The sequence below is a fragment of the Paraflavitalea speifideaquila genome, assembly GCF_032395985.1.
In the GTDB taxonomy this organism is placed as follows: Bacteria; Bacteroidota; Bacteroidia; order Chitinophagales; family Chitinophagaceae; genus Paraflavitalea; species Paraflavitalea speifideaquila.
The window spans coordinates 7,752,562-7,766,053 of the sequence record NZ_CP135920.1; the positions used below are offsets into that span (position 1 = coordinate 7,752,562).

Here is a 13,492-nt window from a genome sequence, read left to right on the forward strand (position 1 = left end):
GATATGGCAAAGAAGAGATACACCTGGAAGGCAATACCTGCACCTGGCGCGGGTCAAATGTAATGGGTGTAAAAGAGCATCGCTGCAAGGCTGTTGTAAGCCATGATGGAAAGCGCATCCAGGCACGCCACGAAAAGTCTGAAGATGGGATCAATTGGGAGCTTTGGATGAATGTAGTCCTGGAAAAACAGGGGTAAACAACTGCCAGTTCCCTCCGAAATAACTTCCACAGTACCATCAATTACTTTAATGGCCGTTTGATCATCAATGGCATAGGACGGCACCGGTATCGTAGCAGCCAGTTTTTCCAGGTTGGCCAGCGAATTCTCCGGAAACCACTCGTGGTCCAAATGTGGATGGATCGCAAAATCAACCAGCCCCAGCGATTGATCAGTTTCAGCAGGCAGCACATGGCCGCCAATGGTCGTCCCAAAGCGCGTCATCACCATACTCCCTGCACTCAGGCCCACGTACACCGTCTTACACAGCAACGAAGGCAGGAGGTCGGCAAGTCCGGATTGTTGCATCCAGTAGCACAGGTACTGACAGTCACCCCCACCCACCAGCAAAGCATCCGTCCCCTGCAGCAACGGAACCCAAATAGCCTGTTGGATGCTGGGCAATGCCGTGAGCTCCAGCAAGCCCAATGATTTCCAACCCAATTCACAAAAAGGATCACCCAATGATCCCCTGATCACCCTGCGTGCTATGTCTGCACCGTTGGGCAAGGGGTATATCGCAGTAGGCACAAACAGCGCACTCGCCTCAGCAACTGGTTTACCCAGCAGCTCCTCCAGCGCCTGGTGGATGCTCGGGTTGCTGATGCCGGCGGAAGTGAGTAGTAGTTTCATATTTACTTTAAAAACCCATTCAGGTAGCCCAATATGGTTTGAGTCTGCATCATCAGACTCACATGGTCTTGCGCAGGCACAATGGCCAATTGCGATTTGGGCATGACGCCAAATTCAGCATGTAAAGCACCTCCCAATAGTTGATAGGTTTTGATCAACTCAATTTTATCCAGCCCATCATTATCACCCGCTATGATCAATACTGGCGCAGTAATTTTAGAAATATTAGCATCGCCCAGGTCGACTGGCACCCCAGCGGTGGCAATCATCTGTTCCAGAAACTTGGTCCATTTGGTTTTATCAGGCGCCACAGCATCGTAAGCGGATTGCATAGGCGAGTTTGCAAACAGTTCAGGTTTCATGTGTTTAAACGCATTGTTTATTTCAGGCATCCAACCAGTACTTTTATAAGTAGCAGAAATGATCACTAATTTCCTAAGCCGTTGAGGGCTTTGTATAGCAAACTGGTAAGCGATTGCGCCGCCAAAACTATATCCCACCACATCGGCACTGTCAACCTTCAGGTAATCCATTACCCCTGCTACATCACTGGCCAAAGTAGCATGCGCTAATTTTCTATCCGAGTAAGCCGTGTGCCCATGTCCTTGCAATTCAATAGCAATTACCTTCCTGGTTTTTGACAGCGCTGGGATCAATTGTCCCCAGTTCATATCAATCGTCATAAAAGCACCATGCAGCAAAACGATAGGCCTGCCCTCGCCATATACTTCGTAATAAACGTTGAGCCCATTTACAGGTACGTAACCACTGTTGGAAGGTTTGATTTGTTGTCCGTTTGATTGGAAGGCTCCCAATACAATAATGGCAATGAGCAGCAGGGCTTTAAGCGGGTTGCGTGTTTTGAGTAAATTTTCCATGAGGCTGTCTAAATGTTGGTTTGAATATGATTGACCATACAAAACTAGACCTCACGGCATGATGGGAGACGGTGTAAAAACGACATTTTAGGGGAGGAATACCGACCAAACAGGTCAAAACCCTTCCACAGCCTCAAAGCTGATCTTCTTGTTCGTTTGGGGATGCTTCAGTTCCAGGTGGGCCGCATGGAGGTACATCCTGGTAGATACCGTACCATACAGATCGTCACCAACAATGGGCGCATTAAGCCCCAGCTCATGCGCCGAGTGCATACGCAACTGGTGCGTTCTTCCCGTAAGCGGCCAAAGATCCACCTTGGTCATGGCGGGGTATTTTTTGATCACTTTCCACTTCGTAATACTTTTCTTCCCGGTGGTAAAACACACCAGTTGCCTGGGCCGGTTGTATACATCGGCACTCAGCGGAAGGTTGATCTCCCCTTCCGGCAGATCAATTACTTTTGAAAGCAAGGCCCTATAGCGTTTCCTCACCGTACCCTGCAAAAATTGCCGTTGGATATGTTTGTGCGCCTGCCGTGTTTTAGCCACCACCAACAGCCCGGAAGTATCCATATCCAGCCGGTGCACAATCAGCGGCTCCGTATCACCCCAGGCATCTTGTAACCTGGTATAAACACTCTCCCGGATATCCACCCCGGCACAGATCGTAAGCCGGCAGGTTTATTCACTACAACCAGACTTTCATCTTCATACACAATCTCAAGATCACTGCCCGCTTCCGGTGCACGTAAAAAGGGCTTTCGTCAATAGCCATCCCCTCCAGCATATGCGTCAGAATGGGTTTGCACTTACCCGTACAAGCCGGATAGTACTGTTTATGCTTCCTGATCTCCGATTTCGGTGCAGCGCCCCACCAAAACTCCGCCATCGCAAGCGGTGTATAACCATTCCCAAAGGCAAATTGCAACAACTTGGGCGTAGCACATTCACCCGCTGCCGCAGGTGGTTTGCCAAAAGCAGTGACACTGAAGATATCCTGTAAACTTTTGCTTTTCCCGTCTTTGTTTAAAAATACATACTGTTCAAAAGCTGTTGTTGCAGCGCCGCCGATCTTTCCTTGCGTTCATTTTTCAACAGGTCAATAGCATCCTCAAAGGCAGCCAGGCCTGTTCGCGTCACTTCAAGCACCTGCGCCCACTTGTTGGTCAGCACATTCAGCTGGTGCTTATCATACAAGCTTTGCCTGATCAGGTCTGCCTCCAGTGCCCCATATTCCTGCGCAGGCAGGTGATGCTGCTGCTTTTCACGGAGTTCCTTCCTGTTCGCTTTATTGCTTTTTAATTGGTTCCTGAAATGGGCTATTTCCTGCAAGGATTGGGCTGAATAGGTTGCAAGGTCCAGTTGTAGCTGCTGGTAATTAGGGTTTGAGACTATCTCTTCTATACGGTTATTAACAGCATTGATAACCGCTATTCCCTGAAGAAAAAACTGTTCTCCACCAACATATCGAAAACGGGCGGCACAAATTCCGGATGATCATTCGAGCCGGCCAGTTTACCCGAGAAGGCTGATAAATAGCCCAGTTTCCCTGCTGTATCCTGCACCACCAGCACACCAAACATTTTGCCGATAGCCATTCCCTCCGCATCAGTATCCAATCCAAAATTATGGTCCAGGTGGGTTTGGGTGGCGAGGTAATCCTGCAATGCAGCAGCTGCTATTTTTGTTAAGGGGTGTGGTTCATAATAAAATGGAAAAGTAAACCGCGCTGGTAGTGCAATCCCCTCTATCGCCTCCTCCATAAAATAGGAAATCCTGCTCCGGCTATGCTCACTCAAGTGCTTTATTTCGTTTAGGGCGCAAATGTATCATAAAAATGGGTGAATTACCTCTTCCACCCCTTCCCAAAATCTAATACCTTGAGCCCGCATCCATACCTATCAACCCCGCCGTTCATCATCCTCATCCTTTTCAGGTCATTGATCCATTCAATTGTTTCCAGCAAAAACAACTTTATACATATGTATTCCAAATTACTGGCTGCTTTCCTGCTGCTTATCAGCATCAACTACATCCTGACCACCGGCTGTAAAAAGAACAACCATTCGCCCAACCCTACCCCCATCGACACCACCAGCAACACCTTGCGCAGCAATGCCCTGCTGGTCGATTCCACAGCCCTTGCCCAGGTTACCGAAACCCAGGTAGTACTGACCCTGTCCAAACTAACCACCAAACCAGCCATCGGCTCCATCCTCCTGGCCCCGCCTTCTGCACTCAACCAATACGGCTTTATCCGGAAAGTGACGCAGGTAACCGAATCCGCCGGACAGTTGGTTTGCCTCACCGAACCTGCCGGCCTCAACGAAGCCTTTGAGCAGCTTTCCTTCAACATCAACTACCAGGATAGTTTTTCGGTAGCCTATGGAAGAACAGGCTCTTCCATATCCTACACCATCAGCAATAAGGAAATACTCGACGGCCTTGTCCTCAATGGTGTTATCAAGGTCAATATACCCAAGGTAACCATCAACTACAAAAAGAAGCAAGGCTCTCTGAAGCCGGAACATATCCTGCTGCAGGCCGATATCAATACCGAAGGAAGTGGACTGGAGATCACCAATACAAAATCCACCGCCATTACATTACTAAAAGTCGATACACTTAAAACCATCCTGTTGCCCACCATCGCAGTCACCATCCCCATCATTACCCCAATAGCCGTTATTCCCTTTCCGCTGGTGCTTACGCAAAAAGTACACCTCACCGTATTGCCGCTTACCGCATCGGGCAAACTGAAATTGCGGGTAAGCCCCGTAGTAAGGGTTACCGTAGGAGCCCAATACCAGGATGGCCAATGGACCAATATCAGCCATACCACCATGGATCCGCTGAACCAATCACCATTTTGCAAAAAAGATTTCTTCATCAACGGCAGCCTGGATGCCAGCCTCACCCTGTTCAAACCCATCTATGAAATTGCTCCTTACAACAATACCTTATTAAAAGGCTTTTTTGAAATACCCGCCACCCTTAGCTTCCAGGCCCAAACCAATTCGCCCAACTACTCTTTAAAGTTTGGCCTGGGCATCGAAGGCGGGCTGGAACAAAAGTTCTGGGAAGGGGCCTCCCAACGGCTCTCTTTGTCGGTCAACCTCATCGAAAAAGAGATCGCCCGCGGCGATTGGACCTGCCAGGATACCCTGCCCACCGTTTCCACCGCTGCAGCCACCCTCATCAAAGCCACCACGGCCAGTATAGGAGGCACGGTTAGCAACGATGGCGGCGCCGCCGTTACCAGCCGTGGTATTTGCTACAGCAAAAACCAGCAACCCACCATTGCCAACGACAAGACCACCAATGGCAAGGATACCGGCACCTTCCAGGCTGGCTTAACTGCCCTGCAACCCAATACCACCTATTACGCCCGGGCCTATGCCACCAATAGCGTGGGCACCGCCTATGGCAACCAGGTAACTTTTACCACCGCCAAAAACTGGCCATTGGCGATATGCATGCAGGTGGCATCATTTACTACCTCGACTATACGGGCGAACATGGCTTGGTTTGCGCACCCGAAGACCAGCATGCCGGTATCCAATGGTACAATGGCGTTTTTATGGAGATCGGCTTTGGAACAACAGATATGACAACGCGTATCATCGAAAAACAAGGCCCCGGCAATTATGCCGCCACGGCTTGCCGCAACTACCGGGGTGGGGGTTATACAGATTGGTACTTACCCTACCTGGGCGATTATCAAATGATGCATGATAGCCTGTACAAAAAAGGCATTGGCAATATTACCCCCGCCTGGTATTGGTCATGCCAGGAATACAGCATCAACGGCCATTTTTATTATGCCAAAGCATTCAATTTCGAATACAATCAATACACCATTTATTTTGTGCGGGATCAATTATACCGCGTACGGGCCGTGAGGACTTTCTAATTGGTAAGTTCACCAGTCAGTTCCTCACACAAGGGAAATAATAACAAAGGGGGCATGTCTGCTACAAGACATGCCCCCTTTGTATGGAGTAGGAGTTAGGTTAAAAAGTGTGGACATAGGAATATCATCTTCCTAAAGAGCCTTTAGGCAATCAAATGGATTCATCCATCGGCTTCCCTACAATCGTTTTGCTGTAAGGACAATAGCATTGCCTTCCTGTTCAGGAAAGAGCAGGTTGTACAATGCCACATCATTGATTCAGGAAAAAAACAGGTATTAATGGATAGGGAAAATTTTTGAGCAGTACACTACCGCTATGACTACCAATCATTCAAACTTACAGGTGCCAATAGTAAGTAATCAAAGCTACACAGGGGGAGGAGTTAGCCCGTCTGGCCGCCCGGAGGGATCGGGCCAGACTTGATTTTTGGTTCTTTTGCATCAAGGCAAAAGAACAGAAGAAAAGCCACGGGGTTACCCCTTATCAACTAAAAGAACTACTGGTTCAGGTATGAAGCCCAGCCCAGCGTCCAGGTGCACTTACACCTCAAAGCAAAAGATTGCCCATTCACGACTGCCGACTGCCGATCACCGCAGTTGTTTAGCCAGGCCACCCAACACTTTCAGTTTTCGTTGTATGTCTTCCGACCACGGTATGCCCATAGCAAGCCGCATACAGTTTTCAAATTGGGGCTGCAGGGTAAACATACGCCCGGGGCCAATGCTAATATGTTGCCGCATCGCCCGGTCATAGAGTTCGGCCGTATCAATAGACTTACTACATTCAACCCAAAGCGCCAGGCCACCCTGTGGCCGGCTCGTTTTGGTGCCTTCCGGAAAATAATCCGCTATTGCCTGTACATAGTGTTGGTAATTGGCTTGCAACGTACGCCGTAGTTGTTGCAGGTGTTTGTCATACCGGCCAGTTTGCAGAAAATTGCCCACCGCTTCTTGTATAATAGTCGTAGAAGAAATAGCATGCACCAGTTTCAACTTCAGCAGCTTCTCTTTGTATTGACCAGGCGCTATCCACCCTACCCGGTAACCGGGCGCCAGCGTTTTAGAAACCGAACCAACCCACAAAACATTTCCTTCCTGGTCAAAGGTTTTACAGCATTGCGGCCGTTGGGCGCCAAAATAAAGATCACCATATACATCATCTTCAATAAGCGGAATACCATGTTTTGTTAAAAGCTTTACCACTTCTTGCTTATGTTCATCAGGCATACAATAACCCAGGGGCGTATTGAAATTGGGCACCAGCAGGCAGATATCTATTTTGCCAATCACCTTCTTTAAGGCCTCAATCTCTATTCCCGTAAGGGGTGCGTCGGCAATTCCAATACCTTAAATCCCAAACTCAAAGCCAGTTGTAAAATGCCTGGATAACAGGGACTTTCCAGTGCAATGGTATCGCCTGGCTTTCCCAAAGCCATCAGGCAAAACGATAAAGCATGCATGCCCCCATTGGTGGTGATCAGGTCACTCTCCTGCAATTTCCCACCCCACCCCAACGATCGCACTGCTACCATTCTCCGCAGCTTTACATTGCCCTGCAGCAGCTCATATTCCGTTCCCCCTTCCCTCAGCGCACGTGTAGCTTGCACAATCTCCTTTTTAGTTTGGCCAGCGGCAATAGATTGCCAGTAGGCGCACCGATCGAAAAAGCGTCAGGTCACTACGCCCCATATTGGAATATACTTTAGTGATCAACTCATTCGGCTCCTTATTATTCGCAATCAGTGAAGGACGGCTCACTTCCGGAAGCGGCAGTTTCAGGTAGCATAGCTGACTCACAAAATACCCCGACTGCGGTTTCGCTTCAACAAGCGATTGCGCTTCCAATTCCAGGTATACCCGTTTGGCCGTATTCATACCAATGCCATGCTCCTCGCACAACATTCTAACAGATGGCAGCCGGTCGCCGGCTTTTAAGGTTCCATTTTTGATCTGGAGGGCAATACCGCCCACTATCTCAGCATATTTATATTCCTTACCCATATTACAAAACTAACTGTGTCCATCTAAATAATCAAAACTGTGACTGTATTTATCCATTATAGGTATTTAATTTTGCCTGTAAACGGGAGGAAATTATGCAAGCAGCAGATAATAATAGATCAATAGGAAGCAATTCGAGTGGTTGGTTGAATGGTTTTATTGGTGTGGCCATGTTCAGTGGTTCACTGCCCGCTACCAGGGTAGCCATTGCCGGTTTTTCACCGCTTTTTTAACCGCTACACGTGCCACCATTGCAGGGTTGATTGCCCTTTGTATCCTGCTTCTCTTCAAAGAAAAACGCCCGGCCAAACAACAATTGATCCCTTTAGCAATCGTAGCGCTTGGGGTAGTCGTAGGCTTCCCTTGTTGAGTGCATTGGCCTTGCAATATGTTACCTCAGCCCATTCCATCATATTTATAGGGTTGTTGCCATTGGCTACTGCTTTGTTCGGTGTATTGCGCGGTGGCGAACGGCCCCGTCCCTTGTTTTGGCTATTCTCCATACTGGGTAGCCTCCTGGTGATTGGTTATGCAGTGTTCCAGGGCATCACGGCATCGCCACTGGGCGATATCCTGATGCTGGGAGCCATCATACTATGCGGGCTGGGTTATGCCGAAGGCGCCAGGCTATCAAAAACATTGGGTGGCTGGCAGGTCATATCCTGGGCCCTCGTATTGTCTTTACCCGTAATGTTGCCCCTGAGCCTCCTTTACCTGCCAGCATCTTTTGCCAACGTGAATACGGGCGCCTGGATTGGCTTGACCTATGTATCACTGTTCAGTATGTTCATTGCCTTCATCTTCTGGTACCGTGGACTGGCACAAGGCGGCATTGCATCAGTAGGACAGTTACAATTGCTACAACCATTTTTCGGATTGGCATTGGCAGCTACCTTACTCCATGAAAAAGTGAGTATCGGCATGTTGGGAATTACAGTGGGTGTTATTCTATGCGTAGCTGGCTCAAAGAAATTTGCTAAATAATAAACAGACTTATAGACTGGCATTCCTTACGATTAAAATTGATCAATATGAAAATTGCATACACAGGTTATCAGGTACAGGAACAATACACGGGAGGCGTTACGAATGATGAATACACAGATCTGTTGGTTTTTCTCACCAGTAAAGCGTTGGATATAACGGCTGCTGTATGGAATGATGAAAAAGTGGATTGGAAAAACTTTGATGTCGTTATCATCAAATCACCCTGGGATTACCACGAAAACCTGGCAGCATTTACCGGCTGGCTGGATAGGATCAGCAACTTGTCAATTAAAGTATTAAATCCCGTCGACCTGATTAAATGGAATAGCGACAAACATTACCTGCAAGCGATTGCCAACAACGGCCTGCCCATCATCCAATCCGAATTTATTGAAAAGGGGGATACTTTTAGTGATCGCTACTTTGAACTGTTTAATACAGACAAGCTCGTGGTAAAGCCCTGTGTAAGTGCCGGCGCCAAAAATACCCTGATCATTGACAAAGCGCATTTCGCCGGTCAGTCACAAGTTGTAAACAAGCTGTTGGAAACAGAAGCTTATCTGGTGCAACCTTTTATGGAAGAAATAAAAGGCGGCGAATGGTCCTTTATGTTCTTTAATGGAACGTATAGCCATGCTGTATTAAAAACACCCAAGCAAGGCGATTTTAGGGTGCAGCATTATCATGGTGGTAGTTTCAGCTTCCCAACACCCAATCCGGTACACATTGAGCAGGCGGGTAAATATGTAGCGATGTTGCCTTTTCAAACACTCTACGCACGCGTAGATGGGGTGGTAAGCAATGGCGCCTTCCAATTGATGGAGTTGGAAGTAATTGACCCCTACTTATTCTTTAATGGCAACAATGACCTGTTGGAGAACTACTACAGCGCTTTGCTGAAACATATTTCATAAGATCTCTGCTAAAGCTTTTACTATCAACAGTAAGTGGCGCCTTAACAGGACGCCCCTTACTGTTGTATAGCAGGATTTCCTCCAAGATAAGTCATGAATTGATGACCATTTCGTCTATTTCGTTTATTTCGATTATTATGAATACCTTTGCACTAATATTTTATCATGAAAACAGTACTTGAGAAACCCACTAAAGCCGAACAAAAGTTTGCTAAAGAAACGATGCACGAACTGGAGAAGATTTCAGACACAAAGAAATCCACTTCCCATGTCTATCTTTCTTTTCACTCCAAAGAAAAAGAAGAGTCGCTTGAGGTTCCAGCCAATGTAATCCAACTCCTTAAATTTTTACTCGGAAATATGGCAGAAGGCAAAGCCGTACAGGTTTCACCTGTTGAAGCAGAACTTAGTACGCAGGAAGCAGCCGATATACTAGGAGTATCCCGTCCTTTTTGGTTAAGCTTTTGGAACAAGGTAAGATCCCCTTTAAAAAAGTTGGTACACATAGACGGATAGATTTAAAAGATCTTCAGGTTTATGAACGAAAACAAAAAGCCATCCGTGAAAAGAATTTAAACTTTCTTGCCAAACAGGCACAGGACCTAAATCTAGGGTACGAGCTATGACATTAATTAAGACGATTGCTGTACTGGACGCAAATGTTCTCTATCCTGCTCCTGTACGAGATATATTGTTAAACTTTGCCGATGCAAAATTATTTCAACCCAGATGGACAAAAACAATTCAGGAAGAATGGACACGTAATCTGTTAGCCAATAGACCGGACATTACTGAACAAGCAATCGGTCGAACAGTTAAGGCAATGAATATCGCCTTTCCGGATGCAGAAGTGACCCGATATTCAGAAATCATAAATAATCTTAAACTTCCTGATCCTGACGATAGACATGTCTTGGCAGCGGCTATTAAAGCAAGGGCAACTCATATTGTAACAGCAAATACAAAAGATTTCCCCCGAAAATATGTAGCTACCCATGGTGTACAAATTAGACATCCGGACGATTTTGTAAGGGATTTGATCAAGGCTGATTTTGTCACAGCTCTCCTTACTTTCGAAACAATGGTTTCCAGGCTTAAAAACCCACCTCTTAGTCGTAAGGATGTGCTCGCCTCGTTGGAAAGATGCGGCATGTCCAACTCGGTTAAATTACTGGCTCAAATAACTGAATAATCAGAACAACAAGTTTTATGAGAAACAAAGGCTTAAAATTAAAAGCCCAAACAGACCATACAGTTATTTAATTCTAAAGATCTCCTTTACAACCCCATTCCTGATTATCTGCGCTTTCCGGATACCTTTATCCTTATCCATTATAAAATTCAACTGCCGGTCGCTTCCATCAGCAAAAAGAATTTATACTTCGACTCTGCCTTCAATTCCATTTCACCACCCCTCGTTCGCCGGTATAATTTTTGATCTTTGACAACCAGCTCAAACTCGCCTATATCGGTCTTGTATTTGCCAACAAATGGTTCCAGGTCTTTTACATCCAGGTGGATCTCCTGATGACGATAGGGTGGAATTACTTCCTGATCGAAAAGGATACCGTTTATGGCAAAGGATATTCCTTCTACATTGGCATTCATATTGGAAAGTATAATAACATGCGTATCCATGGATGGCACCACAAAATCATAACTTAAAAAGCCATACATCGTACCGCTGTGCCCGATTATCTGTTGCCCGTAAATAGAATCCATAATCAAACCATATCCGTAATTGCCCATGGATACCGTAGTCATTCGATTGAACGATTGAGCAGTAATAATTTTCCCGCCAAACAAGGCCTTATTCCATTGGAACAGGTCCCTGGCCGTTGAAATGATATCACCTGCGCTAAATGGAAATCCCGTGAATAAGTATTCGGCATTATGCCATCCGGTTGCCGTCAGTATGTAGCCGGCTGCTTTGTTATTAACTACAGAATCGAGTTGATTGACCAGCGTATTTTTAAGTCCCGCTTTTTTACCAGATTGTTTACTATATAATTAGCGTAGGTGTCACCACTTACTATTTCAATAATGCACCCCAACAAAAAATACCCTGAATTATTGTATTTGTATTTTGTACCGGGCGGAAACTCATAAGCCTCATTTCTAAATAAGGCTATGACAGCCGCTTTATCATAAGGAAGTTTGGACAAGGATGCAGGGCGGGGTATAGCTGTATTACTATTTATTCCGGAGGTATGGTTTAGCAACATTTGAATGGTAACACTATCACCTTTGGGAAAAGCAGGAAAGTACCTACTCAATTTATCTTCAATTTTTAACTTACCCGATTCGTACAACTGCATAATAGCAGCGGCGGTAAACTGCTTGGTGATGGAGCCGATCCTAAACTTAGTTTGTAGAGTATTGGCCATATTCCATTCCCTGTTGGCCAATCCATATGCTTTTTCAACTACTACAGTTCCTTTGTTCGATACCAGTACTACACCGCTAAAATGGTTAATAGCAGCTTGCGCTTCCAGGTATTTCGTTAAAAGGGTACCGTAGCTTTTCTGACCTCTCCCAATCACTGCTACCAGAACAAGCAGTACCGTCAGTACAAATTGTTTACCAGGTGCGCGAAGGCACCCTGAAAGAAAGAGATTTCTTTTCATTGCGTAGCGTTAAATAATGTAATGGAAGGTGTAAATGGGGTGGTTGAAGTGGAAACCTAAAATACAACAAAGTGCCATTAACCGGATATTTATTTTTTTCTTATCCTGATGCCCTACTGACAGCTACAGTACACACTTCTCCCAGGGATTGATAAGTTGTACAGGGTTCCATAGATCTAAGAAGGCATCTCCTATGGTCGTTACCAGGAGATGCCTTTCTTTATACGCAAGTCAGCCAAGACAATTTTCAGCTACTATAACTGCCAGCTACTTTTTAAAATAAAGTGTTTCGCGGCGGGTTTTGTTAGTCGTATCATCATTGCGCACAAGGCACGACAATATCAGCCGGTTGCTTTTAAGTGAATCAATGAACCAATTGTGTTCGTTGGGTGGAATAAATAACGAGGTTACATTAATTGAGGCTTTCTGCTCTTTTACCGGCCTCCCGGCTTCACCGGTACTGACACTATCATTTGCTTTAAAATGTAAAAAGTCTTCAGCAGTACCTATATAAACCGTTTCTGATTGCAGCGTGGGAAAGGGATCAAAGATTTCCACCCGTTTTTCTCCAGCTTCCAGTATCCCATCAATTTTTCACGGGTCTCCTGCTGCATGGCTGCAATCCTGTTCTCCCGTTCGCAGGCGCACAGCGCCATGACAATCATCGCATAAACAGTTACCGGTGTTAGCCGCATATAAGTAGTATTTTAAGTGGAATAAACTATTTACTATAACACGGGAAACAAGAATAACCCTTACGCCAGGTTTTTTTATAATCCCTTCTATTTCAGCCATGCCAATAAAAAAGGGCATCTCAATACCTTGAGCGCCCTTTTATACAGTAGTGATCGTATCCTGCTTTATTTTCTACCCATAACCACCTGGTTATTTGATCAACCGGATGCAGAAGGGATAACGGTATAACTTCCCTTCACTGGCCCGTATAGTAGCCACAATAATGAGCACGGTGGCAAAAATACCCAGGGCCCATATCAGAAAAATGCCAATGATGACAAATATTAAAATAGCACAAATAATACCATAAATAAAAAGACTGATCTGGAAGTTCAATGATTCTTTGGCATGTTCCGCCACAAACTTCGACTCGTCTTTCTTGACCAGGTAAATAACCAGTGGCGCAATGAACGCAACCACAAAACATAGAACATGGCTTAATATCGCCAGCGTTTTTCATCCGGCGTTGGCGTAGAAAGTGGTTGCTCTTCCGAACCCAGAAATGAATTACTTGGCTGATTCATAATTGTTGTTTTAAGTATATAGAATATGTCTCTATTCCGGCTATTTTATTACACCCCGAATA

19 protein-coding genes are annotated in these 13,492 nt (G+C 45.8%); 7 read left to right on the plus strand and 12 right to left on the minus strand.

Annotated features, from left to right (window positions below; genetic code table 11):
* Positions 1-53 precede the first annotated feature (53 nt).
* The 5 genes from RS881_RS53125 to RS881_RS53145 form a co-directional block, all read right to left on the minus strand.
* A complete protein-coding gene (locus RS881_RS53125; RefSeq protein ID WP_315818213.1) occupies positions 54-851 on the minus strand; it encodes a Type 1 glutamine amidotransferase-like domain-containing protein in 798 nt (265 codons plus the stop codon).
* 2 nt (positions 852-853) lie between these two features.
* Positions 854-1,729 (minus strand): alpha/beta fold hydrolase, encoded by an 876-nt coding sequence (locus RS881_RS53130; RefSeq protein WP_315818214.1) that lies wholly within the window; start codon positions 1,727-1,729, stop codon positions 854-856.
* 114 nt (positions 1,730-1,843) lie between these two features.
* Entirely contained in the window at positions 1,844-2,383 is a 540-nt protein-coding gene (locus tag RS881_RS53135; RefSeq protein WP_315818215.1) for an RluA family pseudouridine synthase, read from the minus strand.
* 372 nt (positions 2,384-2,755) lie between these two features.
* A complete protein-coding gene (locus RS881_RS53140) occupies positions 2,756-3,061 on the minus strand; it encodes a hypothetical protein (RefSeq protein WP_315818216.1) in 306 nt (101 codons plus the stop codon).
* Between the two features lie 98 nt (positions 3,062-3,159).
* Positions 3,160-3,528 carry a hypothetical protein gene (locus RS881_RS53145; protein ID WP_315818217.1) on the minus strand — a complete coding sequence of 123 codons (369 nt, stop codon included), beginning with the start codon at positions 3,526-3,528 and terminating at the stop codon, positions 3,160-3,162.
* 183 nt (positions 3,529-3,711) lie between these two features.
* On the opposite strand from RS881_RS53145, the gene RS881_RS53150 reads away from it, so the two are divergent.
* Positions 3,712-5,340, plus strand: coding sequence for a hypothetical protein (locus RS881_RS53150; protein WP_315818218.1), 1,629 nt, complete (start codon positions 3,712-3,714; stop codon positions 5,338-5,340).
* Positions 5,310-5,642: an Lcl C-terminal domain-containing protein gene (locus tag RS881_RS53155; protein WP_315818219.1), complete on the plus strand. Its 333-nt coding sequence runs from the start codon at positions 5,310-5,312 to the stop codon at positions 5,640-5,642. Before RS881_RS53150 ends, RS881_RS53155 begins: the two co-directional genes overlap by 31 nt.
* A gap of 588 nt (positions 5,643-6,230) precedes the next feature.
* On the opposite strand, the gene RS881_RS53160 is transcribed toward RS881_RS53155, so the two are convergent.
* The 3 genes from RS881_RS53160 to RS881_RS53170 are packed head-to-tail and all read right to left on the minus strand — an operon-like array spanning position 6,231 to position 7,643.
* On the minus strand, positions 6,231-6,932 hold the full coding sequence (locus RS881_RS53160) for an aminotransferase-like domain-containing protein (protein ID WP_315818220.1): 702 nt from the start codon (positions 6,930-6,932) through the stop codon (positions 6,231-6,233).
* A 20-nt stretch (positions 6,933-6,952) separates the two neighbouring features.
* A complete protein-coding gene (locus tag RS881_RS53165) occupies positions 6,953-7,249 on the minus strand; it encodes a hypothetical protein (protein ID WP_315818221.1) in 297 nt (98 codons plus the stop codon).
* A 10-nt stretch (positions 7,250-7,259) separates the two neighbouring features.
* Positions 7,260-7,643: a GntR family transcriptional regulator gene (locus RS881_RS53170; RefSeq protein ID WP_315818222.1), complete on the minus strand. Its 384-nt coding sequence runs from the start codon at positions 7,641-7,643 to the stop codon at positions 7,260-7,262.
* Between the two features lie 95 nt (positions 7,644-7,738).
* Between RS881_RS53170 and RS881_RS53175 the strand changes: the two genes are divergently transcribed.
* From RS881_RS53175 to RS881_RS53195, 5 genes are all read left to right on the plus strand, one after another.
* A complete protein-coding gene (locus tag RS881_RS53175; protein ID WP_315818223.1) occupies positions 7,739-7,876 on the plus strand; it encodes a hypothetical protein in 138 nt (45 codons plus the stop codon).
* A gap of 130 nt (positions 7,877-8,006) precedes the next feature.
* Complete coding sequence (locus RS881_RS53180) at positions 8,007-8,627, plus strand: DMT family transporter (protein ID WP_315818224.1); 621 nt, start codon at positions 8,007-8,009, stop codon at positions 8,625-8,627.
* 47 nt (positions 8,628-8,674) lie between these two features.
* Entirely contained in the window at positions 8,675-9,544 is an 870-nt protein-coding gene (locus RS881_RS53185) for an ATP-grasp domain-containing protein (protein WP_315818225.1), read from the plus strand.
* 165 nt (positions 9,545-9,709) lie between these two features.
* The gene (locus tag RS881_RS53190) at positions 9,710-10,060 is read left to right on the plus strand and encodes a hypothetical protein (RefSeq protein ID WP_315818226.1); all 351 of its coding nucleotides are present in this window, start codon (positions 9,710-9,712) and stop codon (positions 10,058-10,060) included.
* Positions 10,061-10,166: 106 nt separating this feature from the next.
* Complete coding sequence (locus tag RS881_RS53195) at positions 10,167-10,736, plus strand: PIN domain-containing protein (protein WP_315818227.1); 570 nt, start codon at positions 10,167-10,169, stop codon at positions 10,734-10,736.
* Between the two features lie 149 nt (positions 10,737-10,885).
* Here RS881_RS53195 and RS881_RS53200 read toward each other — a convergent pair whose 3' ends face one another.
* The 4 genes from RS881_RS53200 to RS881_RS53215 all read right to left on the minus strand — a co-directional run bounded on the left by RS881_RS53200 (position 10,886) and on the right by RS881_RS53215 (position 13,326).
* A complete protein-coding gene (locus RS881_RS53200; RefSeq protein WP_350340353.1) occupies positions 10,886-11,509 on the minus strand; it encodes a serine hydrolase domain-containing protein in 624 nt (207 codons plus the stop codon).
* Complete coding sequence (locus RS881_RS53205; RefSeq protein ID WP_315818229.1) at positions 11,485-12,171, minus strand: serine hydrolase domain-containing protein; 687 nt, start codon at positions 12,169-12,171, stop codon at positions 11,485-11,487. Before RS881_RS53205 ends, RS881_RS53200 begins: the two co-directional genes overlap by 25 nt.
* A 506-nt stretch (positions 12,172-12,677) precedes the next feature.
* On the minus strand, positions 12,678-12,866 hold the full coding sequence (locus tag RS881_RS53210; RefSeq protein WP_315818230.1) for a hypothetical protein: 189 nt from the start codon (positions 12,864-12,866) through the stop codon (positions 12,678-12,680).
* A 190-nt stretch (positions 12,867-13,056) separates the two neighbouring features.
* Positions 13,057-13,326 (minus strand): DUF4870 domain-containing protein, encoded by a 270-nt coding sequence (locus RS881_RS53215; RefSeq protein WP_315818231.1) that lies wholly within the window; start codon positions 13,324-13,326, stop codon positions 13,057-13,059.
* Positions 13,327-13,492 lie beyond the last annotated feature (166 nt).

Excerpts from the sequence above, each read along its gene's own strand:
- RS881_RS53125 (WP_315818213.1), bottom strand. The coding sequence starts at position 851 with ATGAAACTACTACTCACTTCCGCCGGCATCAGCAACCCGAGCATCCAC.
- RS881_RS53130 (WP_315818214.1), bottom strand. The coding sequence starts at position 1,729 with ATGGAAAATTTACTCAAAACACGCAACCCGCTTAAAGCCCTGCTGCTC.
- RS881_RS53150 (WP_315818218.1), top strand. The coding sequence starts at position 3,712 with ATGTATTCCAAATTACTGGCTGCTTTCCTGCTGCTTATCAGCATCAAC.
- RS881_RS53155 (WP_315818219.1), top strand. The coding sequence starts at position 5,310 with ATGGAGATCGGCTTTGGAACAACAGATATGACAACGCGTATCATCGAA.
- RS881_RS53170 (WP_315818222.1), bottom strand. The coding sequence starts at position 7,643 with ATGGGTAAGGAATATAAATATGCTGAGATAGTGGGCGGTATTGCCCTC.
- RS881_RS53175 (WP_315818223.1), top strand. The coding sequence starts at position 7,739 with ATGCAAGCAGCAGATAATAATAGATCAATAGGAAGCAATTCGAGTGGT.
- RS881_RS53185 (WP_315818225.1), top strand. The coding sequence starts at position 8,675 with ATGAAAATTGCATACACAGGTTATCAGGTACAGGAACAATACACGGGA.
- RS881_RS53190 (WP_315818226.1), top strand. The coding sequence starts at position 9,710 with ATGAAAACAGTACTTGAGAAACCCACTAAAGCCGAACAAAAGTTTGCT.
- RS881_RS53195 (WP_315818227.1), top strand. The coding sequence starts at position 10,167 with ATGACATTAATTAAGACGATTGCTGTACTGGACGCAAATGTTCTCTAT.
- RS881_RS53205 (WP_315818229.1), bottom strand. The coding sequence starts at position 12,171 with ATGAAAAGAAATCTCTTTCTTTCAGGGTGCCTTCGCGCACCTGGTAAA.
- RS881_RS53210 (WP_315818230.1), bottom strand. The coding sequence starts at position 12,866 with ATGCGGCTAACACCGGTAACTGTTTATGCGATGATTGTCATGGCGCTG.